13 protein-coding genes are annotated in these 22,824 nt (G+C 74.0%); 11 read left to right on the plus strand and 2 right to left on the minus strand.

Annotated features, from left to right (window positions below; translation table 11 throughout):
- Window positions 1–79: 79 nt before the first annotated feature.
- The gene (locus ACQ9ZG_RS21180; protein WP_109916348.1) at window positions 80–1,342 is read right to left on the minus strand and encodes a nucleotide sugar dehydrogenase; all 1,263 of its coding nucleotides are present in this window, start codon (window positions 1,340–1,342) and stop codon (window positions 80–82) included.
- Between the two features lie 247 nt (window positions 1,343–1,589).
- Here ACQ9ZG_RS21180 and ACQ9ZG_RS21185 point away from each other — a divergent pair, with 247 nt between their 5' ends.
- The 7 genes from ACQ9ZG_RS21185 (at window position 1,590) to ACQ9ZG_RS21215 (ending at window position 16,711) form a co-directional block, all read left to right on the plus strand.
- Window positions 1,590–3,296 carry a glycerol-3-phosphate dehydrogenase/oxidase gene (locus tag ACQ9ZG_RS21185; RefSeq protein WP_099219728.1) on the plus strand — a complete coding sequence of 569 codons (1,707 nt, stop codon included), beginning with the start codon at window positions 1,590–1,592 and terminating at the stop codon, window positions 3,294–3,296.
- 536 nt (window positions 3,297–3,832) lie between these two features.
- Window positions 3,833–5,983: a serine/threonine-protein kinase gene (locus ACQ9ZG_RS21190; protein ID WP_499281071.1), complete on the plus strand. Its 2,151-nt coding sequence runs from the start codon at window positions 3,833–3,835 to the stop codon at window positions 5,981–5,983.
- A gap of 226 nt (window positions 5,984–6,209) precedes the next feature.
- A complete protein-coding gene (locus ACQ9ZG_RS21195) occupies window positions 6,210–9,296 on the plus strand; it encodes a serine/threonine kinase C-terminal domain-containing protein (RefSeq protein ID WP_499281072.1) in 3,087 nt (1,028 codons plus the stop codon).
- A gap of 141 nt (window positions 9,297–9,437) precedes the next feature.
- Complete coding sequence (locus ACQ9ZG_RS21200) at window positions 9,438–11,123, plus strand: serine/threonine-protein kinase (protein WP_499281073.1); 1,686 nt, start codon at window positions 9,438–9,440, stop codon at window positions 11,121–11,123.
- 164 nt (window positions 11,124–11,287) lie between these two features.
- Window positions 11,288–12,904: a succinic semialdehyde dehydrogenase gene (locus ACQ9ZG_RS21205; RefSeq protein ID WP_084992797.1), complete on the plus strand. Its 1,617-nt coding sequence runs from the start codon at window positions 11,288–11,290 to the stop codon at window positions 12,902–12,904.
- 60 nt (window positions 12,905–12,964) lie between these two features.
- Window positions 12,965–14,845, plus strand: a complete 1,881-nt coding sequence (locus ACQ9ZG_RS21210; RefSeq protein WP_109916584.1) for a GMC family oxidoreductase N-terminal domain-containing protein — start codon at window positions 12,965–12,967, stop codon at window positions 14,843–14,845.
- A 141-nt stretch (window positions 14,846–14,986) separates the two neighbouring features.
- Window positions 14,987–16,711, plus strand: coding sequence for a peptidase (locus ACQ9ZG_RS21215; RefSeq protein WP_499281074.1), 1,725 nt, complete (start codon window positions 14,987–14,989; stop codon window positions 16,709–16,711).
- 533 nt (window positions 16,712–17,244) lie between these two features.
- On the opposite strand, the gene ACQ9ZG_RS21220 is transcribed toward ACQ9ZG_RS21215, so the two are convergent.
- Window positions 17,245–17,547 (minus strand): chorismate mutase, encoded by a 303-nt coding sequence (locus ACQ9ZG_RS21220; RefSeq protein WP_018490877.1) that lies wholly within the window; start codon window positions 17,545–17,547, stop codon window positions 17,245–17,247.
- A gap of 616 nt (window positions 17,548–18,163) precedes the next feature.
- Between ACQ9ZG_RS21220 and guaA the strand changes: the two genes are divergently transcribed.
- From guaA to ACQ9ZG_RS21240, 4 genes are all read left to right on the plus strand, one after another.
- Window positions 18,164–19,750, plus strand: coding sequence for a glutamine-hydrolyzing GMP synthase (guaA, locus tag ACQ9ZG_RS21225; protein WP_032779283.1), 1,587 nt, complete (start codon window positions 18,164–18,166; stop codon window positions 19,748–19,750).
- 135 nt (window positions 19,751–19,885) lie between these two features.
- Complete coding sequence (locus ACQ9ZG_RS21230; protein ID WP_109915642.1) at window positions 19,886–20,494, plus strand: Uma2 family endonuclease; 609 nt, start codon at window positions 19,886–19,888, stop codon at window positions 20,492–20,494.
- Between the two features lie 79 nt (window positions 20,495–20,573).
- Window positions 20,574–21,362 carry a class II aldolase/adducin family protein gene (locus ACQ9ZG_RS21235; protein ID WP_028416641.1) on the plus strand — a complete coding sequence of 263 codons (789 nt, stop codon included), beginning with the start codon at window positions 20,574–20,576 and terminating at the stop codon, window positions 21,360–21,362.
- 113 nt (window positions 21,363–21,475) lie between these two features.
- The gene (locus ACQ9ZG_RS21240) at window positions 21,476–22,744 is read left to right on the plus strand and encodes a hypothetical protein (protein WP_109915641.1); all 1,269 of its coding nucleotides are present in this window, start codon (window positions 21,476–21,478) and stop codon (window positions 22,742–22,744) included.
- Window positions 22,745–22,824: the final 80 nt, after the last annotated feature.

Genomic DNA, 22,824 nt, shown 5'->3' on the forward strand with positions numbered 1-22,824 from the left:
GTGTGCGCTCTGTGACGCCGCACGGTAGCAGTACGCACCCGAATTGGTCACTAGTCATCTCAGCCGACGGTGTCACTGCTCAGAGCCGGTGTGCCGCCCCCGCAGGGGTGGCGCCGCGGGTGTCCAGGAGGAGCTGGGCCTTCACCGCGAGGCCCTGGAGGTCGTATGTGCGGTGCTGCTGGAGCAGCACGGTCAGGTCGGCCGCGGCGGCCGCCTCGTAGAGCGAATCGGCGCGCGGGACCGGGAGTTGGCGCACCCGCCAGTCCAGGACGTGCGGGTCGTGGTAGCCGATCTGGGCGCCCATGTCCATCAGCCGTCCGGCGATCTCGCGGGCGGGGGCGGCCTCCTGGTCGGCGCTGTCCGGCTTGTAGGTGACGCCGAGCAGCAGCACCCGTGCGCCCCGGACGGACTTCCCGTGCTCGTTGAGCAGGGTCGCGCAGCGCTGGATGACATAGCTGGGCATCCGTTCGTTGATCTCCTGCGCCAGCGAGACCATCCGCAGCGGATGGCCGGGGGTGCGTCCGCTGTACGGGAGCGAGCCCGGGTCCACCGGGACGCCGTGGCCGCCGACGCCGGGGCCGGGGCGGAAGGGGTGGAAGCCGAACGGCTTGGTCTCGGCGCACCGGATGACGTCCCACAGGTCGACGCCCAGATCGTGGCAGGCCACCGCCATCTCGTTCACCAGGGCGATGTTGACGTGCCGGAAGTTGGTCTCCAGCACCTTGGTCATCTCCGCCTCGCGCGGGCCCCGGGCCCGTACGACCTTGTCGGTGAGGCGCCCGTAGAAGGCGGCGGCCGACTCGGTGCAGGCGGGGGTGAGGCCGCCGATGACCTTGGGGGTGGAGGCGTAGGTGTGGGTGCGGTTGCCGGGGTCGAGCCGGCTGGGGGAGCAGGCGAGGTGGAAGTCGCGTCCGGCGACGAGCCCGGAGCCCTCCTCCAGCAGGGGGCGCAGGACGTTCTCGGTGGTGCCGGGCGGTACGGCGGACTCCAGCAGCACGGTGGTGTGCGGGCGGAGCCGGGCGGCCAGGGCGCGGGCGGCGTCGCGGAGGGCGGTGAGGTCGACGGTGCGGTCGGGGCCGAGGGGGGTGGGGGAGCAGATCACGGCGGTACGGACCCGGCCCAGCTCGGCGGCGCTGGTGGTGGGGCGGAATCCGCCGGAGAGCATCCGGCGGATCTCGGACGCGGTGAGGGAGCCCTCGACGGGGGTGCGGCCGGCGCGCAGTTCGGCGCAGGGGCGTGGGTCGGTGTCGTAGCCGACGGTGTCGATCCCGGCGGCCACGGCGGCCTGTACCAGGGGCAGGCCGAGGTGGCCGAGTCCGATGACGGCGAGGTCTGCGGGCATGTCGAAGGCCGCCTTCCCTAAGACCGGAGTACGAAAAGCGCAACCGCTGTGGACAGCGCAATGTCAGACTAGGCGTAAATATGACCTATATGTCGCATTGCGTGACGCCTGTCGCCCGGGTGTTGTCCACAGGCGGTGGCTGAAGTCGGGGAGCGCGGACAGAATCGAGGAGTGGACACGGGCGGCCGGCCCCTCGGCCGGGTGGCACTCCCGTGTCCGACCACCCCGAATCCACCGGGAGGCAGCAGTGAGGACAGCGACACTGGGACCCGCCGAGCGCACCGCCGCGCTCGCCGCCATGGCCGAACGCGAACTGGACGTGCTGGTCGTGGGGGCGGGTGTGGTCGGCGCGGGCACGGCGCTGGACGCCGCCACCAGAGGGCTCTCCACCGGCCTGGTCGAGGCGCGCGACTGGGCGTCGGGCACATCGAGCCGGTCGAGCAAGCTGATCCACGGGGGGCTGCGCTATCTGGAGATGCTCGACTTCGCCCTGGTCCGCGAGGCACTGAAGGAGCGCGGGCTCCTCCTGGAGCGGCTCGCCCCGCACCTGGTGAAGCCGGTGCCGTTCCTCTACCCCTTGCAGCACAAGGGATGGGAGCGGTTCTACGCGGGCTCCGGCGTCGCGCTCTACGACGCGATGTCGGTCTCCTCCGGCCACGGCCGGGGCCTGCCCGTCCACCGCCACCTCTCCCGTCGCCGCGCCCTGCGGGTCGCCCCCGCGCTGCGCAAGGACGCCCTGGTCGGTGCCCTGCAGTACTACGACGCCCAGATGGACGACGCCCGCTTCGTCACCGAGCTGGTCCGCACCGCCGCCTCCTACGGCGCCCAGGTGGCCAACGGCGCCCGGGTGACCGGCTTCCTCCGCGAGGGCGAGCGGGTGGTCGGCGCGCTCGTGCAGGACGTCGAGGGCGGTACGGAGTACGAGGTCCGCGCCCGGCAGGTGGTCAACGCGACCGGCGTCTGGACGGACGACACCCAGGGCCTCATCGGCGAGCGCGGCCAGTTCCACGTCCGCGCCTCCAAGGGCATCCACCTGGTCGTCCCCAAGGACCGCATCCACTCCACCACCGGCCTCATCCTGCGCACCGAGAAGTCCGTCCTCTTCGTCATCCCCTGGGGCAGGCACTGGATCATCGGCACCACGGACACCGACTGGGACCTGGACAAGGCCCACCCGGCCGCCTCCAGCGCCGACATCGACTACCTCCTCCAGCACGTCAACTCCGTCCTCAACACCCCCCTGACCAGGGACGACGTCCAAGGCGTCTACGCCGGGCTGCGCCCGCTGCTGGCCGGTGAGTCGGACGCCACCAGCAAGCTCTCCCGCGAGCACACGGTCGCCCACCCCGCCCCCGGCCTCGTCGTCGTGGCGGGCGGCAAGTACACGACGTACCGGGTCATGGCCAAGGACGCGGTGGACGAGGCCGTGCACGGACTCGACCAGCGGGTCGCCGCCTGCGTCACCGAGGACACCCCGCTGCTCGGCGCCGAGGGCTACAAGGCCCTGTGGAACGCGCGGGCCAGGATCGCCGCCCGGACCGGGCTCCACGTCGTCCGGGTGGAGCACCTGCTCAACCGGTACGGCTCAATGACGGAAGAAGTTCTGGAGCTGATCCTCGACGACCCCGCCCTGGGCGAACCGCTGCCCGCCGCCGACGACTACCTCCGCGCCGAGATCGTCTACGCGGCCTCCCACGAGGGCGCCCGTCACCTGGACGACGTACTGACCCGGCGCACCCGCATCTCCATCGAGACCTTCGACCGGGGCACCCGCAGCGCCCGGCTCTGCGCGGAGCTGATGGCCCCGGTGCTGGGCTGGGACCAAGGGCGGATCGACCGGGAGGTCGAGCACTACGAGAAGCGGGTGGAGGCCGAGCGCGAGTCGCAGCGGCAGCCCGACGACCTCACGGCGGACGCGGCCCGGCTGGGCGCGCCGGACATCGTGCCGAGCTAGGGGGGCTCCGGGCGCAGCGCCGCGCCAAGCAGAGGCCCGGACGCTGTGCCGCACCTGGAGGAGGCTCCGGGCGCTGTGCCGAGCCAAGAGGGGGCTCCGGGCGCAGTGCCGCGCCAGGAGGAGTCCCGGACGGTGTGCCGCGCCTGAAGGGGGCTCCGGGCGCTGTGCCGAGCCGGGAGCCCTCCGGGCCCGGCGCCGAGCCAGGAGGACCCCGTGACGTCGTGCCGGGCCTGAGGATCCATCCGCCGGTCGTGCGTGGGCGGGTTCGCCCTCCCGCGGTTCAACGGGTGCTCCGGCTGCGTTCCCCCCCGAAGGCCACCGCCCTTCACCTCCGGGCCAGTTGGGTGCGGACCGCCCGGTTCCGGGGCGGTGGCCGCCCGGTCGGCGCTGGACGAGGGGGCCGGGTTGGTAGGAGGCTGTGGGGGATTCCCTCTTCGGACCGTGTCGCGACGGACCCCGGACCCGGCACCAGGACCGGTCCCGGGGTGAGGGACAATGAACGCTCTGCCAGGGCGGGTTGATCGCAGAGGGGACGCATGTCGGAGGCGGAGCAGGCACGGGAGCCCCAAGGGGACAAGGACGGTCGTCTCCTCGCGGGGCGCTACCGGCTCGGGGGAGTGCTCGGCCGGGGCGGCATGGGTACGGTCTGGCGCGCCGACGACGAGACGCTGGGCCGCACGGTGGCGGTGAAGGAACTGCGGTTCCCCTCCGCCATCGACGAGGACGAGAAGCGCCGGCTCATCACGCGCACCCTGCGTGAGGCGAAGGCGATCGCGCGGATCCGCAACAACAGCGCGGTGACCGTCTACGACGTGGTCGACGAGGACGACCGCCCGTGGATCGTCATGGAACTGGTCGAGGGCAAGTCGCTGGCCGAAGTCATCCGCGAGGACGGCACGCTGACGCCGAAGCGGGCCGCCGAGGTGGGGCTCGCCATCCTCGACGTGCTGCGCTCGGCCCACCGCCAGGGCATCCTGCACCGCGATGTGAAGCCGTCCAACGTGCTGATCGCCGAGGACGGCCGCGTCGTCCTCACCGACTTCGGCATCGCCCAGGTCGAGGGCGACCCCTCGGTCACCTCCACCGGCATGCTCGTCGGCGCCCCCTCGTACATCTCGCCGGAGCGCGCCCGTGGCCACAAGCCCGGACCGCCCGCCGACCTGTGGTCGCTCGGCGGTCTGCTGTACGCGAGCGTCGAGGGCTGCCCGCCCTACGACAAGGGCTCGGCCATCGCCACCCTGACGGCCGTGATGACCGAGCCGCTCGACCCGCCGAAGAACGCGGGCCCGCTCACCGAGGTCATCTACGGACTCCTCGCCCGCGACCCCGAGCAGCGGCTCGACGACGCCGGGGCGCGAGCGCTGCTCACGAAGGTGATCAACACTCCCGACACCCCGGTGGTGCCCGCCGACTCCACCCAGGTCATGGCCCTGCCGACAGTCCCCGGTGCGGACCGGGCGGCGACGGACGCGAAGACGGCGAAGGCGCCGAAGCCGGCTGGCGCGGCGGGCGAGTCCGGCGAGGGCGCCCGCGACCGACTGCGCGGAGCCCTGCGCTCCGTGCGCGGAGCGAAGGCCGCGGCCGCGGGTGCGGCCGGTGCGGCGGCCGCCTCGGGCTCACCCGCCGCCTCCTCTCCCGCGAAGACTTCCGCCGCCTCCGGGGCGACCGGCTCGTCGGCCACCCCGCCCAAGCCCGCCACACCCCCCGGCACCCCGGGCGCGACGCCCGCGAAGGCCTCGCCGTCCGGAGCCGCGGCCACCACCGCCGTCGCCACCGGCCTCAAGTCCGCTGCCGGACCGAAGAGTTCCGCCGCCGCGGGCGCGGCCGTCCCCCCGCAGCGCGCCGCGACCTCCCCGGCCACCACCCGCGCCTCGATCACCGACGTGGTGCCGCGCCGCACGCTCGCGATCATCGCGGCCGTCGTGGTGCTGGCCATCCTCGGCACGATCCTCGCGCTCTCCCTCGGGGGCGACGGCGACGACAAGGCCAAGGGCGGTGACGGCAAGGGCGACACCGCCGCCTCCGCCGGAGCCTCGGCGGGCGGCTCCGAGGGCGAGGGCCAGGGCGAGAACCAGGGCGGCGGCCAGAAGGAGGGCCAGGGCAACGAGGACGGCCGGGCCTCCGGCGACCCGTCCGGTGACCCCTCCGGCGACGACCCGAAGACCGACGACCCGGCAGGTGGCGAGGGTTCCGCCGACGACCCGAAGACCGAGGACCCCGACGGCGCGCTGCCCGAGGGGTACCGGACGGTCACCGACGACCGGTTCCGCTTCACGATGGCGATGCCCGGGGACTTCAAGCGCACGGCCATAGCGGGCACCAACTCCGGCGGCATCTACAACGCCGGGCGCGGCAGCTTCCCCCGGGTCCAGGTCGACTTCAACAACTCGCCCAAGGACGACGCGGCCGCCGCCTGGCGCGGGGCCGTCGCCGGCACCAAGGTCCTCAGCGACGACTACCGGCACGTGGGCATAGAGAAGGTCGAGTACAACGGCTACCCGACCGTCGCGGACTGGACGTTCGAGCGCAGCCACAACGGCGTCCGGGTCCGGGTGCTCAACCGGGGCTTCAAGGTCGACGCCCGGCGCGGCTACTCGATCATGATCAGCTGCAAGATCGACGAGTGGGACGGCGACGCGTGCCGCACCCTGCGCGAGACGGCGTTCGCCACGTTCGCCCCGAAGTAACCCCCGTGCAGGGCGTACGGGACGGGGTACGAGGTGTATTGGGCGGGCCGGGTTGGTGCGACCCGGCCCGTCGGCCCGCGTTGCCACGTATCGTAAGACGACGGAGACCGTGCGCAGCCGGACCGGTGGGGCCGATGGCCCGCCGAACGACCGCAACTGACTGAACTGAACCGGCCGGCGCGTACGGTGCGATGGCCGGGGGACGAGCGCGCTCTGGGGAGGCGTCGTGGACGACTACGCGGGTCGGGTGCTTGCCGACCGCTACCGCCTTCCGCTGCCCCCGTCCGACGGGTACGAACTGGTCGAGACCCGGGCGTTCGACACATACAGCGGACAGGAAGTCCTGGTCCGCCAGGTCCCGTTGCCGGAGATCGTGGACGCGGAGGTGCTCGACCCCGACGGCCGGGCGGCGGGCGGGCGCGCCACCGGGCGGGCGGTGCGCCGGAGCACGGACCCCGCGGTCCGGCGCGCGATCGAGGCCGCGCAGGCCGCCGCCCAGGTGCCCGACCACCCTCGGCTCGACCAGGTCTTCGACGTGTTCGCGGAGGCCGGTTCGCTCTGGATAGTCAGCGAGCTGGTAGCGGCCCGCCCGCTCGCCGCGCTCCTAGCCGAACGCCCCCTGAACCCCTACCGGGCCGCCGAGATCGGCTCCGACGTGCTCACCGCCCTGCGGGTGCTCCACGCGCACGGCTGGACCCACCGGAACATCACCGTCCGCACGGTCCTGGTCTGCGACGACGGCCGGGTGATGCTCACCGGCCTCGCGGCGGGCGCCGCCGAGGAGGCGCTCTGCGGGTACGCCCCCGAGCCGCTGCCCGACGACGAGCCGGCGGCGGAGACGTACGGGAGCGGGGCGGAGGCGTACGGGGACCGGCACGGGGACTACGAGGCGCCTGAGGCCGAGGTGCCCGGGGCCGGGACCGGGTCCTACGAGGTGCCGCCGCCGAGCGACGCCGAGGAGACCCTCGGGATACCCGTCGTCGAGACGGTCGACCACGACGAGCCGGTCGAGCCGGTCGGGTCGGTCGAGCCGTCACGGGGGCCGGAGGCGCCGGAGGCGCCCGAGGGCCGTCGGCCCTACTTCCTCCCGCCGGCCGGGAGCGACGCCGGACCGGAACTCCCGCTCGTACCACCGTACGTACGGGCAGCGCCCCCGCAGTCCCAGCCACAGCCGCAGGACGCCGAGCACCGGCCGGACGACCACCGGGGTGAGGCCCCCGGGGAGGACCGGCCCCCCGTCGGGCAGCAGCTCGTTCCGCGCCCCGCCACGCCCGCCGTGCCCTACACCCCCGCCCCGCCGCCCCCCGCCGAGCCGGGAGCCGGGAGCGCCGCCCAGCTGCGGGCCGCCCGCGCCGGGGCCATCGCGGCCTACCGCGCCGGGGCCCGTGCCGCCGCCCGGGTCACCGAGGACCGCAGGCAGCCGCCCGGGGACGCCTCCGCCGACCTCTCCAAGGAAGCCCCGGCCGAGGACACGGACACGTCCGCCGCCCTGCCCGGCCGGCGCCCCGGCCCCGCCTCCGGGCCCGTCCCCCCGGAGCCCGGCCCCGACGCCGCCCCCGGCCCCCGGCTGACCGGCGGTTCCTGGGGTGTCCCGCCCGAGGACCCGTACGACGACGAGGAGGACGAGGACGACGAGGAGGGCCCCCGTACGCCCGGCCGCCGCGTCCATCTCGCCGGGACCTGGGACGACGGCCCCGGCGCCGGGCGGTCCGTCCCCGCGGGCGGTTCCGGCGGCTACGGCGGCTCGGGCCGGGACGCGCTGCGCGCCGACTCCCGCCGCCCCGGGCAGCCCTCCGCCCCCCTCGCCCCGGCCACCCGCCTCCCCGCCGAGCGGTCCCCCTCCAGCACCTGGGAGGAGGCCGTCGCGGGCAGCCGCACGGTCGCCGTCTACCGGGGACCCACCACCCCGCTCGCCGCCGAGCGCGCCCGGCAGGCCCGAATCGCCGTCGTCGGCCCCGTCACCGAGCGCTGGGCGCCGGAGCAGGCCGGTCCGGTCCACGACAACTGGCAGCTCGCCCCGCCCATCGGCCCCGCCACCGACCTGTGGGCGCTCGGCGCGCTGCTCTACCGGGCGGTCCAGGGCCACGCCCCCTACCCCGAGGAGAACGCGGCCGAGCTGGTCCAGATGGTCTGCGCCGAGCCGCCCGCCTTCGCCGAGGAGTGCGGGGCGCTGCGGCCCGTCGTGGAGTCGCTGCTGCGCCAGGACCCCACCGAGCGGCCGGACTTCGAGGAACTGCGCGGCTGGCTGCGCTCGCTCGTGCGCTCCGCACCCGAGCCCGAGGCCGGTGCCGACGTCGTCCCGCTGCCCGCCCCCGACGCCGCCCGGCTCCCCGTCGTACGCCGCCGGGGCGAGCTGGTCCGCAGGCGCCGGGGCCGGTTCGGCGGCGGCTCCGCACACGGCCGCCACCGGCAGGGCAGGCGGGAGGGCCGGCGGCCGGAGAAGCGGCGCGACGCCGACCTCCGCGAGCCGCCGCGCCATGACTCCCTGCTGCCCCCCGAGCCCGCCGGCCACCCCGCCGACGCCTGGGAGCCCCGGCCCTCCCGCGCACCGCGCGAGCCCAAGGGGCCCCGGGTGCTGCGGGAGCCGTCCCGGCCGCGCGACGGGCGCTCGCCGCGCCACCTCGGACGGCTGCTGCTGGTGCTGATCCTGCTGCTGATGGCGGCGGCGATCGCGTACGCGTTCCTGTTCATGCCCAAGCAGGAGCCGGGCGGACCGACCGGGGCCGGGCAGCCCACGGGCTCCACCGGTTCCGCCGCCCCGCCCCCGGCCGCCTCCGGCTCGCCCGCGCCCTCGCAGGGGGCGAGCACCGACCCCGGCTCCCAGCAGCCGCAGACCAGCCGCTCCGCCGTCGCGCTCGCCTCCGGCTACGAACTCCGCAAGGACGCGGAGGGGTTCGAGGTCGGCGTGCCGAAGGAGTGGCAGCGCAGCCCCGCCAACGCGGACCGTCAGATCCGTTACGGCAGCGACGGGTTCACCCTGCTCGTGGTCCCCGGCCGGGACACCGTCAAGGCGGCGGGCGGCGACCCGCTCGACTACCAGCGCGAGAAGCAGCCCGAACTGCAGCCGTTCCGGGACTCCAGCTGGTCCACCTCCTCCGGGGTGCGCCGGGTCGACGTCGGCCGGCAGGCCATGGCCGAGGGGCAGTTCACCTGGCAGGACAGCGGCGGCCGCGAGGTCTACGTCCGCAACCTCGTCATGATCGTCGACGGCCGGTACCACATCCTCCAGGCCATCGGCCCGGAGAACGACCGCGACAAGGTCACCGAGATCTACCAGCAGGCCATCGCCTCGTACCGGGTGAGCGCGGGCTGACCGGACGTCACCCCGCCCGCCGCCAGGGCCTTGTGCGGTGCGGACAACCATCACGGTGCGGTCTCATGGGCGATCCCCCGTTCCGCCGTACCGCCCCGGCTCCGTAATCTGGCAAGCCGAGGAACGGGGGGCGGGACACACGTGGACCGATCAGAAGGCACGGCTGCGGGACTGGTGCTGGCGGGGCGTTACCGGCTGGGCGAGGAGCTGGGGCGCGGGGGCATGGGCAAGGTGTGGCGCGCCCATGACGAGGTGCTGCACCGCACGGTCGCCGTCAAGGAGCTGACCGCCGGGCTGTACGTGGCGGAGGCCGACCGGCTCGTCCTGCACGCCCGCACCCAGAAGGAGGCGCGCGCGGCGGCCCGGATCACCCACCCCGGGGTCGTCACCGTCCACGACGTCATCGAGTACGACAAGCGCCCCTGGATCGTCATGCAGTACGTCGACGGTCCCTCGCTCGCCGACGAGGCCAAGGAGAAGGGCGAGATAGCCCCGCGCGAGGCGGCCCGGATCGGCCTCCACGTCCTGAGCGCGCTGCGCGCCGCCCACAGCGCCGGGGTGCTGCACCGCGACGTCAAGCCGGGCAACGTGCTGCTGGCCCGCGACGGGCGGGTGCTGCTCACCGACTTCGGGATCGCCGCGATTGAGGGCGACTCCACGATCACCCGGACCGGTGAACTGGTCGGCTCCATCGACTATCTGGCGCCGGAACGGGTGAAGGGCGGCGACCCCGGGCCCGCCTCCGACCTCTGGTCGCTCGGCGCCACCCTGTACGCGGCGGTGGAGGGGCGCTCGCCGTTCCGCCGCACGTCCCCGATCTCCACCATGCAGGCCGTCGTCACCGAGGAACCGCCCGCGCCCGTCAACGCCGGTCCCCTCGGCCCCGTCATCACCGCGCTGCTGCGCAAGAACCCGGCCGACCGGCCCTCGGCCGCCGGGACCGAGCAGATGCTGCTGGCCGCGATGGAGGGCCACAAGCCGCGCTCGGCCCAGCAGTACGTGCCGACCGAGCGGGTGCCGGAGGAGGCCCGCTACGGATACGCCAGCCCGGACGGGTCCACGGCCCGGCTCCCCGGACCGGCCGGCCACCCCGGAACCACCACCGCCACCGCGCCCGGCCACCCCGTCCACCACCCCTTCGCGGGCCCCGCCTCCGCCCCCACCACCCGGCGCGGCGGCTCCCGGCTCCGTACCGTCCTCGTCGTGGTCGTCGCGGCGGCGGTCCTCGGCGGCGGCGCCGGGCTGATCGCGATGAAGTACGGGAACGGCGCGTCGGCCACCGGCCGCACGGCCGCGCCCGGCGCCTCCGCGAGCACCCCCGCCACCCCCGGGACCTCCCCGGCCGCCCCCACCACGCCCGCCGCGTCCGAGATACCCGACGGCTGGCACCGGGTCGCGGACCCGGCGGGCTTCAGCCTCGTCGTACCGGAGGACTGGACGCGCGAGGTGAACAACGGGCAGATCGACTACACCCCGGACGGCGGCCGCCACCGCATCCGCATCAGCGTCGACCCCGACCCGGACTTCGACCATCCGTATCTGCACGTGCGGAACATGGAGCAGCAGTTGGTGGAGCGGCTGCCGGGGTACCGGCGGATCGCCCTGGAGAAGAACACCTTCCGCGACCGGCCGGGCGCGCTCTGGGAGTTCACCTGGAACGAGACCAAGGACCACCCCGGCCCCCGGCACGGCATCGACCAGATGTACTTCGGCGGTGCCGGCGGCCCCGAGTACGCCCTCTACCTGACCGCCCCGCAGGAGGGGTGGGCGGAGAGCCGCGAGAAGTTCGACATCATGCTGCGGAGCTGGCGCGCGCCGGGGGCATAGGACCGGATGGCTCTCCGCCGCCTCTGCATACCCCCTGATCAGCGGTTATGTCGCCAGTGATCGCTGGCTTGGTCGGGTGGGTGCTCCGCGGTGGGCGTCGGGTCCTGTGAAAAACTGTTACCGACGGGTACCCAAAGGGTTCGGCCGGGCATACTCTCGGCCTCATGACGGACTCGCAGGCCCCTGACGCCCCCCTCGGTACGAACCCGGTCGCGGTCGCCCCCGCAGGCGTGCGCACGGCCGCCGACGTGGTCACCCCCGAGGTGGTCGCCCAGCTGATCCGCGGCGTCGTCGGATCGGGACGTACGGCCAACCACACCCCCTTCACCGGGGAGAAGCTGGCCGATCTGCCCGAGTCCACCCCCGAGGACGTCGCCACCGCCTTCGACCGGGCCCGCGCCGCCCAGCCCGCCTGGGCCGCCACCCCCGTACGGCAGCGGGCCGCGATCCTGCTGCGCTTCCACGACCTGGTCCTCAGCCGCCAGTCCGAGGTGCTCGACCTGATCCAGCTGGAGACCGGCAAGGCCCGGCTGCACGCCCACGAGGAGGTGCAGTCCGTCGCCGTCGCCGCCCGCCACTACGGCCGCCGGGCCGCCGCCTACCTCAGGCCCAAGCGGCACACGGGTGTCGTCCCGACCCTCACCAAGGTCACCGAGCTGCGCCAGCCGCGCGGGGTCGTCGGCCAGATCGCCCCGTGGAACTACCCCTTCGAGCTGTCCGTGGGCGACGCGCTGCCCGCCTTCGTCTCCGGCAACGCGGTCGTGATGAAGCCCGACACGGAGACCGCGCTCACCGCGCTCTGGGCCCGTGACCTGCTCATCGAGGCCGGGCTGCCCGCCGAGGTCTTCCAGATCGTGCTGGGCGAGGGCCCGGTCGTCGGCCCCGAGGTCGTCGGCCGCGCCGACTACGTCTCCTTCACCGGCTCCACCCGCACCGGCCGCGAGGTCGCCGTGGGGGCCGCCTCCCGGCTGGTCGGGGTCTCGCTGGAGCTGGGCGGCAAGAACGCCATGCTCGTCCTGGAGGACGCCGACGTGGAGAAGGCCGCCCAGGGCGCCGTACGCGCCTGCTTCTCCTCCGCCGGACAGCTCTGCATCTCCATCGAGCGGCTGTACGTCCACGAGTCGATCGCGGACGACTTCGTGGAGCGGTTCGCCACCCGGACCCGGGCCATGCGGCTCGGCAGCTCCCTCGCGTACGGCGCCGACATGGGCTGCCTCGTCGGGCCGCGCCAGCTGGAGACGGTCAGCCGCCATGTGGCCGAGGCCGTCGAGAAGGGCGCCACGCTCGTCGCGGGCGGGGTCGCGCGCCCCGACATCGGCCCGCTCTTCTACGAGCCGACCATCCTGGACGGCGTCGAGGCGCCCATGGCCGTCTGCACCGAGGAGACCTTCGGCCCGGTCGTCTCCGTCTACCGCTTCACCGACGAGGACGAGGTGATCGCGCTGGCCAACGCCACCCCGTACGGCCTCAACTCCAGCGTCTGGACCACCGACGCCAAGCGCGGCCACCAGGTCGCCGCCCGGCTGCGGACCGGCACCGTCAACATCAACGAGGGGTACGCCCCGGCCTACGGCAGCGTCCAGTCCCCGATGGGCGGCATGAAGGACTCCGGCCTCGGCCGGCGGCACGGCTCCGAGGGCATCCTCAAGTTCACCGAGGCCCAGACCGTCGCCCAGCAGCGGCTGATCCCGCTCGCCCCGTCCTTCGGCATGGACGACGAGAAGTACGCCGCGTTCATGACCCGCAGTCTGAAGGCGATGAAGGCGTTCCGGCTGCGCTGAGCGCCCGCCGGAAGACGCCGCAGCCCGCCCGTTCCGTCCGATTCCGCAGTGAGGAGCGCCATGTCCCAGGACAGCCCTGCCCAGAAACAGGCCGTGAGCCATGTCCCGGCCGAGGACGACGCCGCGTACGACTACGACGTCCTGGTCGTCGGCTCGGGGTTCGGCGGCGCGGTCTCGGCGCTCCGGCTGACCGAGAAGGGGTACCGCGTCGGAGTCCTGGAGGCGGGCCGCCGCTTCACCCCCGGCACGCTCCCCAGGACCTCCTGGGACCTGAAGAACTACCTCTGGGCCCCAGCGCTCGGCCTTTTCGGCATCCAGCGCGTCCATCTGCTCGGCAACGTCATGGTGCTCGCGGGCGCCGGGGTCGGCGGCGGTTCGCTCAACTACGCCAACACGCTGTACGTGCCGCCCGCCCCGTTCTTCGAGGACCGCCAGTGGGCCTCGATCACCGACTGGCAGGACGAGCTGAAGCCGTACTACGACCAGGCCCGCCGGATGCTCGGGGTCCGCCTCAACCCGACCATGACCCCCTCCGACATCCACCTCAAGTCCGCCGCCGAGGCGATGGGCGTCGGCGACACCTTCCACCTCGCCCCGGTCGGCGTCTTCTTCGGCGACGGCAAGGACGCCGACGGGACGGCGCGGGCGAAGCCCGGGGAGACCGTCCCCGACCCGTACTTCGGCGGCGCCGGACCCGCCCGCAAGGCCTGCACCGAGTGCGGCGAGTGCATGACGGGGTGCCGCCACGGCGCGAAGAACACCCTCAACGAGAACTACCTCCACCTCGCGGAGAAGGCCGGAGCGGTCATCCACCCGATGACCTCCGTCGTCGCGGTCACCGACCACCCCGAGGGCGGCTACCGCGTCCTCACCGTCCCCACCGACCGCCGCCGCAAGGCGAAGCCCACGAAGCTGCGGGCCCGCAAGGTGGTCGTCGCGGCGGGCACGTACGGCACCCAGACCCTGCTGCACACCATGAAGGACAAGGGTCTGCTGCCCCGGCTCTCCGCCAGGCTCGGCATGCTGACCCGCACCAACTCCGAGGCGCTGGTGGGCTCCCAGACCAGCGACCGCCGCTACCGAAAGAAGCACGGCATCGCGAAGGCCGACTTCTCGCAGGGCGTCGCCATCACCTCCTCCATCCACCCGGACGACAACACCCACATCGAGCCCGTCCGCTACGGCAAGGGCTCCAACGCCATGGGCGCGATGTCGATCCTCCAGGTGCCCTACGGGACCCACCGGGTGCGCGGCTGGCTCGCCAACATGGTCAAGCACCCCACCCTCGCCGCCCGTTCGCTCTCCAACCGCCGCTGGTCGGAGCGGACCATCATCGGGCTCGTCATGCAGTCCCTCGACAACTCCCTCACGACCTACCGCAAACCGGCGGGCCTCGGCAAAGGGCTGCTCACCGCCCGCCAGGGCCACGGCGCCCCCAACCCCACCCAGATCCCCGAGGCCACCCGCAGCGCCTCGCTCCTCGCGGAGGAGATCAACGGCTTCGCCGGCTCCAACGTGGGCGAGCTGATGGGCACCCCGCTCACCGCCCACTTCCTCGGCGGCTGCCCGATCGGCGCGAGCGCGGAGGAGGGCGTCATCGACGGCTACCACCGCCTCTACGGCCACCCCGGCATCAGCGTCGTCGACGGCTCGGCGGTCTCCGCCAACCTGGGCGTCAACCCCTCGCTGACCATCACCGCCCAGGCCGAGCGCGCCATGTCGCTCTGGCCCAACAAGGGCGAGGCGGACCCCCGGCCCGAGCCCGGCGCGGCCTACGAACGCCTCACCCCGGTCGAGCCGTTGGCCCCGGCCGTGCCGAAGGACGCGTTCGCGGCGCTGAAGCTGCCGTTCCTCGGCATCCCCGTCGTCCCGCCGAAGGGGACGGTGGAGGCGGGCACGGACGTGAAGGGCGTCGGGAACACCCCCGTACCCCGTCCGTGACCCGCTCCCGGGACGCTCGTCGGAGAGCCGTGGGGCCGACCCCGTACGCTGCGGGGTCGAACGCCTGACTGCGTCACCACCGCCCTGCCACGGGTGGCGGCCGCCGCCGTCGTACAGCTCCTGCCGAACCAGAGGTCCGCGATGACACGATTCCTCCCGCGCACCGCGCCGCCGATCAGAGCGGGCGGGCTCGTGGCCGCCACCGCCCTGCTGCTCGCCGCCGCCCCGCCCACCGCGGCCTCCGCCGCGCCCACGGCCGCCGCCCCGGTGGTCGCGCTGGGCGGCCCGGCCCGGACGGCGCTGCATCCGTACGCGGAGGGCGGCGACGGGCCGAAGCGGTCGACGGCCCGGATCACGGTGACGGGCGCGGACGACACGGCGTACGAGGGCGAGTTCACGGTCACCTTCGACCTGACCGGCGCGGCGGGCGTCGCGGACGTGGCCTTCGCACCGGAGGCCGGGATCGAGTGCGCGGCCACCGCCCCCGGGTCGGCCACCTGCACCGGCCACGGCATCTCGCCCGGCCGCTCCACCGTCACCGACCTCCTCCTCACCGCCGCCGAGGGCAGCGAGCAGGGCGACACCGGCACGGTCCGGGTCACCGGCGAGGCCCGGGGCGCGGCCTTCACGCCCTTCACGCCCTTCACCACCGAGGTCACCGTCGGCGGCCCCGACCTGGTGATGCACCGGCTCCCCTTCGACCACGAGCCCGTCCCCGGGCAGCGGCAGCAGGCGCCGATCACCTTCACCAACCGGGGCAGCCGCGCGGCCGAGGGCGTCGTCCTCACCCTGCGCCACTCGCGCGGCCTGGACATCCCGCAGCGCTACTCCAACTGCGCGTACACGACGGACGGGGCCTGGACCACCGCCCGCTGCACGGTGGAGGGCGCCTTCGAGGCGGGCGCGACCTACACGCTGGCCGCCCCGCTGACCCTGAAGACCACCGACCGCGCCTACCGGGACATCTTCGGATACGGTATCCACGAGGCGGGCGCGAGCGCGGGCACGGCCCGGGGCGCGACGGCCGCCCGCGCCGCCCGGGGACCGGCGGGAGGTTCGGACGACGTGCTCCGGGCCGTCCCCGCCCCGAGGCCCATGGCGGCCCGCGTCCTGGACCTCGAACCGGGCGACAACGAGCACGAGGCCGACTTCCGTACGGAGAACACCGCCGACTTCGTCGCGTACGGGGACACCGCCTCCGGCCGGGCGGGCGCCACGGTCACCGCGCGCCTCGGCTTCCGCAACGACGGCCCGGCCTGGATCGGCCACCTCCGCTCCGGCGAGAGCGTCGCCGCCGTCGACTTCACCGTGCCCCAGGGCGCGACGGTCACCTCCGCGCCCGAGGGGTGCCGGGGCGTGAGCGCCGAGGGCACGGCCCTGCCGACGGGACGGACCGGTCCCGCGCCGCGCTACGTCTGCCCGACCCCGGCGACCGTCCGCGACGACGGCGGCCTGGACCTCGCCTTCGGGCTGCGGATCGACGAGGTGCTGCTGGGCGCGGTGGGCCGGGTCGTGGTGCGCGGCCCGGAACCGCGGGCGGCTGGGCTGCCGTTCGACCCGGATCCGGGCAACAACGCGGCGCGCGTGGTGCTGAACGGGGAGAGCGGCGGCCCGTCGCCCGCTCCTCCGGAGGGGCCGGGGGACGACGCCCCCGGCACGCCGGGTCCCGCGACGCCGACGCCCGGTGCGGCAGGAGCGGGCGGCACGGCCGCCCCCGGTGCCGCGCCGAACACCGCCACCGGGAACGGCGGCAGCCTGGCCGCCACCGGCTCGCCGACGGCGAGGGCCGCGTCGGGCCTGGCGGTGGCGGCCCTGACGGCGGGTCTGGTGCTGTTCACGGCGGCGAGGCGTCGCCGGGGGGCCTGAGGGTCTGAGGGGCGGAGGCCTGGAGAGCCGGAAGGCGCGAGCGGCCTCACGTCGCGAGCGGCATCCGGAGTGGCGGGGGAGGGGGAACGCCTCCGGCCCGTCGTGTGTCCCGATGCGACCGACCCGGGCGTCCCCGGGTACGGCCGCACATGGGGTGACCGGGCTGCTGTCCCCTGCGGACCGGTCACTTGCGCCGGGATGTGGTCCCACGACGTACCTTCGGTACGTCACACGTCCCGGCGGAGCCACGCGTGGTTTTCTACCGATGCCGCCCCTGGTTGACACGGACACCGGGACCAACGAAGGCACCTCGGTCCCGGTCACGCGCCGTACGGGTGAGACGGGCACCGAACGCAGATACGGTCCTGCAGGAGCGGCGCCCGGCGCGTTCCGCCGCGCCCACCCGCCCCGCGCATCCGCCCCCGGGCCTACGGGTCATCCGCCCCCGGGCCGGGCGCATCCGCCCCCCTGCCTCCCGGCCCGCGCACCCGCGCCCGGCCCCCTGGGGCATCCGCCCCCGTACCTCCCGGCCCTCACACCCGGCCGCGGCACAGCTCCAGCAGCGTCATCGCCAGCGCGGTGCCCGGCTTGCCCAGCGCGTCCCTGTAGTGGCTGAGCACGGCCGTCTCGCGCGAGAGGTTGACCCGGCGGCCGCCGGAGGTGATCCGGGCCTCCTGGATGACCGCCGAGACGGCCATCCGTTCCTGGACGAGGCCGATGATCCGGTCGTCGAGGGCGTCGATCCGCTCCCGGGCCCCGCCGATCAGGGCGGCGGCCTCGTCGGTGTGGGCGCCGGTCTGCTCGGCGGGGGTGGTGGCGGTGGTGGTGCTGCTCATGGTGGTGACTCCTGGTGGGCCGGAGGCCACCCGGGGCGACGGGCCCGGACACGCGAGACGCCCCGGGCCTGCTGGCCCGGGGCGCCTGGAACGTTGCTTGTCAGTTGCTCAAGCAGCACGACCATGGCAGCCGGCGGGCCGGATGCCATAGGTAAAGACGAAGGTCGTGTGCTGACGCATGGGGCACAGTATGGCCCCGCCCCGGCGGGCCCGGCAAAACGGCGCCCGGATCCTGAGACGGGAGGCACGGCCCCGGCATCCTCGGACCGCCGCCTCCGGCATCCTCGGACCGCCGCCTCCGGCTTCCCCGGACCGCCGCCTCCGGCTTCCCCGGACCGCCGCCTCCGGCTTCCCCGGACCGGCGCCTCCCCGGCCCTCCCGGGCCGGCGCTCTCGGGCCGGCGCTCTCGGCCTTCCCGGGCCGGCGCCCTCGGTCTCCCCGGGCCGGTGCCTCCCCGGCCTTCCCGGGCCGGCGCCTCCGGCTATCCCGGATCGGCGCCCCCGGGGTCTCCCCGGACCGGCGCCCCCCGGGGCTCCCCGGGCCCGGCGGAGGGTTCGCGCACGGCCGGTAGAATCGGGAGAACCGACCCCCTTCACCACCGCCGGAAGGCCGCCCCGTGCCAGCAGCACCCCCCGCCGCCCCCGACGCCACGGCCGACGTGGTCCTCGTCGTCGACTTCGGCGCGCAGTACGCCCAGCTCATCGCCCGCCGCGTCCGTGAGGCCCGGGTCTACAGCGAGATCGTGCCGTCCACCATGCCGGTGGCGGAGATGCTGGCGAAGAACCCGCGCGCGATCATCCTCTCCGGCGGCCCGTCGTCGGTCTACGCGGAGGGCGCGCCCTCGCTGGACCGCTCGCTCTTCGAGGCCGGGGTCCCCGTCTTCGGCATGTGCTACGGCTTCCAGCTGATGGCGACCACCCTCGGCGGCACGGTCGACGACAACGGGGCGCGTGAGTACGGCCGCACCCCGCTGCACGTCACGAAGGCGGGTTCGACGCTCTTCGAGGGCACGCCCACCGAGCAGCCGGTGTGGATGTCGCACGGCGACGCCTGCTCGGCCGCTCCCGAGGGCTTCACGGTCACCGCCTCCACGGACGTGGTCCCGGTCGCCGCCTTCGAGAACGACGAGAAGAAGCTGTACGGCGTCCAGTACCACCCGGAGGTCCTGCACTCGACCCACGGCCAGCAGGTCCTGGAGCACTTCCTGTACCGCGGCGCGGGCATCGAGCCGAACTGGACCACCACCAACGTGGTCGAGGAGCAGGTCGCCCTCATCCGCGAGCAGGTCGGCGACAAGCGCGCCATCTGCGGCCTCTCCGGTGGCGTGGACTCCGCCGTCGCCGCCGCCCTCGTCCAGAAGGCCATCGGCTCGCAGCTCACCTGCGTCTACGTCGACCACGGCCTGATGCGCAAGGGCGAGACCGAGCAGGTCGAGAAGGACTTCGTCGCCGCGACCGGCGCGAAGCTGAAGGTGGTCGACGCGGAGAAGCGCTTCCTCGACGCCCTGGCCGGGGTCTCCGACCCGGAGGAGAAGCGGAAGATCATCGGCCGGGAGTTCATCCGGGTCTTCGAGCAGGCCCAGCTGGAGATCCTCCAGGAGGAGGGCCCCGAGGTCGCCTTCCTGGTCCAGGGCACGCTCTACCCGGACGTGGTGGAGTCCGGCGGCGGCACCGGCACCGCCAACATCAAGTCCCACCACAACGTGGGCGGCCTCCCGGACGACATCGAGTTCCAGCTCGTCGAGCCGCTGCGCCAGCTGTTCAAGGACGAGGTCCGGATGGTCGGCCAGGAACTGGGCCTCCCGGAGGAGATCGTCCAGCGCCAGCCGTTCCCCGGCCCCGGCCTCGGCATCCGTATCGTCGGCGAGGTCACCAAGGACCGCCTGGACCTGCTCCGCGAGGCCGACGCCATCGCCCGCGAGGAGCTGACGGCGGCCGGCCTGGACCGCGACATCTGGCAGTGCCCGGTGGTCCTCCTCGCCGACGTCCGCTCGGTCGGCGTCCAGGGCGACGGCCGCACCTACGGCCACCCGATCGTGCTGCGCCCGGTCTCCTCCGAGGACGCCATGACGGCCGACTGGTCCCGCCTCCCGTACGAGACGCTGGCGAAGATCTCCACCCGCATCACCAACGAGGTCGCCGACGTCAACCGCGTGGTCCTCGACGTGACGAGCAAGCCGCCGGGGACGATCGAGTGGGAGTGACCTCCTGGGTTCGCGTGAACCCCTAGGGCCCCTGGTCAACGTCGATGCCGTCGCTCATTCGTTTGGGCGGCGGCATCGTCCTATCGGCTGGGTACGCTGAGTGAAGAGACGAGACTTCGGTGTATGGGAGCAATCATGAGCGCCGCACCCGAGCCCAGGCTCGAACAGCAGCCGTACCGGTGGCCCGTCCCGCCGGAAGGCGGCTGGACGGCGGACGACCTCGACCGGATTCCGGGCCTCCCGCCCCACACCGAGCTGATCGACGGGAGTCTCGTCTTCATGAGTCCGCAGCGGAAGTTCCACACGCGAGCGATGTGGTTGCTGGAAAGCGGATTGCTTGCTCACCTGCCGGCGGATCTGGATGTGGACCGGGAGATGACGGTCAAGCTGGACCGCAACAACCGCCCGGAGCCCGACCTGCTGGTCTACCGGGCCGAAGCGGACACCGGTGCGGACCAGACCTGGTATGCACCCGAGGACATCGTCCTCGCCGTAGAAGTCGTCTCTCCCGACTCCGAGGCCCGGGACCGCGAGACGAAGCCCCGGAAGTACGCGGCCGCCGGGATCGTGCACTTCTGGCGCGTCGAGCAGGGCCCCGACGGCCTCCCCGTCGTGTACACCTACGAACTGGATCCGGCGCTGAAGGCGTACACGCCCACGGGCATTCACCACAGCACCCTGAAACTCGACGTCCCGTTCCCCCTCTCCATCGACCTCACCGCGATCAACGAGCGCCGCCCCTAGGTCGCCCCACCCCTTCCCCTCACCCCCACCCGCCGGTAACTTCCGATCCCGTACGCCCCCGGGAAAGTGAGGAGCCGCCATGTCCGAACCGCCCGCCGTGCCCGCCCCCGCACCCATCCCCGTGGAGCAGCTGCACTTCGCGATGCCGCCCGTGCACGCGTCGCCGGACGAGGAGCGGACGTACCGGAGGCAGCGGCTCGCGGGGGCGTTGCGGCTGTTCGGGCAGTACGGGTACGAGGACGGGGTCTCCGGGCACATCACCGTGCGCGACCCGGAGCTGGACGACTGCTACTGGGTCAACCCGTTCGGGGCGCCCTTCGCCGACATCGCCCCGCAGGACCTGATCCTGGTCAACGGGGACGGGCAGGTGGTCCAGGGGCGCTTCCACGTGAACCAGGCCGCCTTCGCCGTGCACGCGGCCGTGCACCGGGCCCGGCCGGGGGCCGTCGCCGTCGCGCACACCCACTCCACGCACGGGCGGGCGCTGGCCGCGCTCGGGGAGCCGATCGAGCCGATCACCCAGGAGTCCTGCGCGTTCTACGAGGACCATGTCCTCTACGACACGTACACGGGCGTCGTCGTGGACGAGGAGGAGGGGCGGCGGATCGCCGCCGCGCTGGGGGACCGGAAGGCAATCGTCCTGCGCAACCACGGGCTGCTGACCGTGGGGGACTCGGTGGACGCGGCCGCCTGGTGGTTCCTGACCCTGGAGCGCGCCTGCCAGGTGCAGTTGCTGGCGCGGGCGGCCGGGAAGCCCGTGCTGATCGACCACCGGGACGCCCTCACCACCCGTGACCAGCTCGGCAGCGACCTGGTGGCGTGGATCAACTACCAGCCCTTGTGGCAGCGGATCAGTCGAACGTTCTGACGGCTGCCCGCCACCGACCGCCCCGATGCGGGCCGGGCCCGTCCCGTACGGCACAATTCGCTGGTATCGAAGGTGAGTTGGCTGTACCGGGGTGGGAAAGGGTGTAAATCTCCGTGGCGTTGGACGAGGCAAGGGCGAGCGGTGCGCACGGCGGAGGCTGTACGTGCGGGGACTGCCCGCACGGAGCACGCGAGGGGCACCGGCGCGCGGTCGCCGCGTTCCTCGCCAAGCGGGACGAACTGGCCGCCGGGAACGGCCTGCCCGCCGGGGTCGCCCAGTCCGCCTCCGCCTCCCGGCAGTGGGTCTCCGACGAGCTGACCGAGTCCGCCCGGACCGTCGCAGAACGGGGCCGGGCCGCCGGGGACGTCTGGCTCCACCATGTGTGGCGGGGCACCCTGTTCGTCGTCTGGGGCGCGGTCGTCGCCCTGCTCGTCGGCGCGAGCCTCACCGCGATCGGGCCCGGCTGGACCACCGCCCGTACCGCCGCCCTGGCCGCCGCCTTCGTGACCGCCGCCCTGCTGACCGTCGCCGCCCGCTTCCACCGGGCCCGGGGAGGCCTCCTCGCCCCGCTGATCGGTGAGGACAACCGGCTCTCCACGTCCAGGACCGTCGCCGCAGTCTGGGTGCTCCTCGCCGTCTTCGCCGTGCTCGTCCTCGCCCTCCAACTGGCCGGCGCCTCCGACCCGGCCGACCGGGACGCGCTGATCGAGGGGCTCGACCTGGTCCGTTCCGCCGGGGTCGTGGCGGTGCTGGCGCTGGTGTGCGCGGTCGCCGTCGTCGTACGCCGGGTGGTGACCGTACGGGTGCTGGGGCAGCGGCTCCAGAAGCTGCGTGCGGACCGGCCGCGCGCCGCCGATCTGCTCACCGACGACTCCGGGCGCGGTTCGTTCACGGATGTGCAGTACGTGCTGGTCAGCGCCGTCGCCGTGCTGTTCGCCGCCGTCCGGCTGGCCCGCCGCCCCGAGCAGCTGCCCGATCTGCCGTGGGGGCTCGCCCTGCTGGTGGCGGTCTCGGCGGCGACGTACTTCGCGGGCAAGTACGCGGAGGGCGGCCGTCCGGTCGTGCTCTCCGTCGTCCGGGCCCGGGAGGCCGGGGACCTGGACGCCCCGATCCGGACCGGGGACGACATCGAGATCCGGGGCGCGGGCTTCGTACCGCCCGGCGCGGGCAGCCCCGACCGGCTGGCCCGGCTCGTCGTCCGGATCGGCACGGTCCACGTCCACGTACCGCTGATCCCGGTCGCCGGAGGCTTCGCCAACCCGACCGACACCGTCCTCACCGTCCCGGTGCCCGTCGAGGTCGAACCGGGGACCGTCGACGTCCAGGTCATCACCGCCGCCGGGGTGGAGACCAACCGCTGTGCGATCGATGTGACGGACTGACCCCCGCCTCCCGGCTCCCGCCTCTTCCCTCCCGCCTCCCGTTTTCCGCCCTCCTCCTCGCGGATTTCTTCCGCTGATTG

The sequence above is a fragment of the Streptomyces araujoniae genome (assembly GCF_050871195.1).
Classification (GTDB): Bacteria; Actinomycetota; Actinomycetes; order Streptomycetales; family Streptomycetaceae; genus Streptomyces; species Streptomyces bacillaris.

Excerpts from the sequence above, each read along its gene's own strand:
- ACQ9ZG_RS21180 (WP_109916348.1), bottom strand. The coding sequence starts at position 1,342 with ATGCCCGCAGACCTCGCCGTCATCGGACTCGGCCACCTCGGCCTGCCC.
- ACQ9ZG_RS21190 (WP_499281071.1), top strand. The coding sequence starts at position 3,833 with ATGTCGGAGGCGGAGCAGGCACGGGAGCCCCAAGGGGACAAGGACGGT.
- ACQ9ZG_RS21205 (WP_084992797.1), top strand. The coding sequence starts at position 11,288 with ATGACGGACTCGCAGGCCCCTGACGCCCCCCTCGGTACGAACCCGGTC.
- ACQ9ZG_RS21210 (WP_109916584.1), top strand. The coding sequence starts at position 12,965 with ATGTCCCAGGACAGCCCTGCCCAGAAACAGGCCGTGAGCCATGTCCCG.
- ACQ9ZG_RS21215 (WP_499281074.1), top strand. The coding sequence starts at position 14,987 with ATGACACGATTCCTCCCGCGCACCGCGCCGCCGATCAGAGCGGGCGGG.
- ACQ9ZG_RS21220 (WP_018490877.1), bottom strand. The coding sequence starts at position 17,547 with ATGAGCAGCACCACCACCGCCACCACCCCCGCCGAGCAGACCGGCGCC.
- ACQ9ZG_RS21230 (WP_109915642.1), top strand. The coding sequence starts at position 19,886 with ATGAGCGCCGCACCCGAGCCCAGGCTCGAACAGCAGCCGTACCGGTGG.
- ACQ9ZG_RS21235 (WP_028416641.1), top strand. The coding sequence starts at position 20,574 with ATGTCCGAACCGCCCGCCGTGCCCGCCCCCGCACCCATCCCCGTGGAG.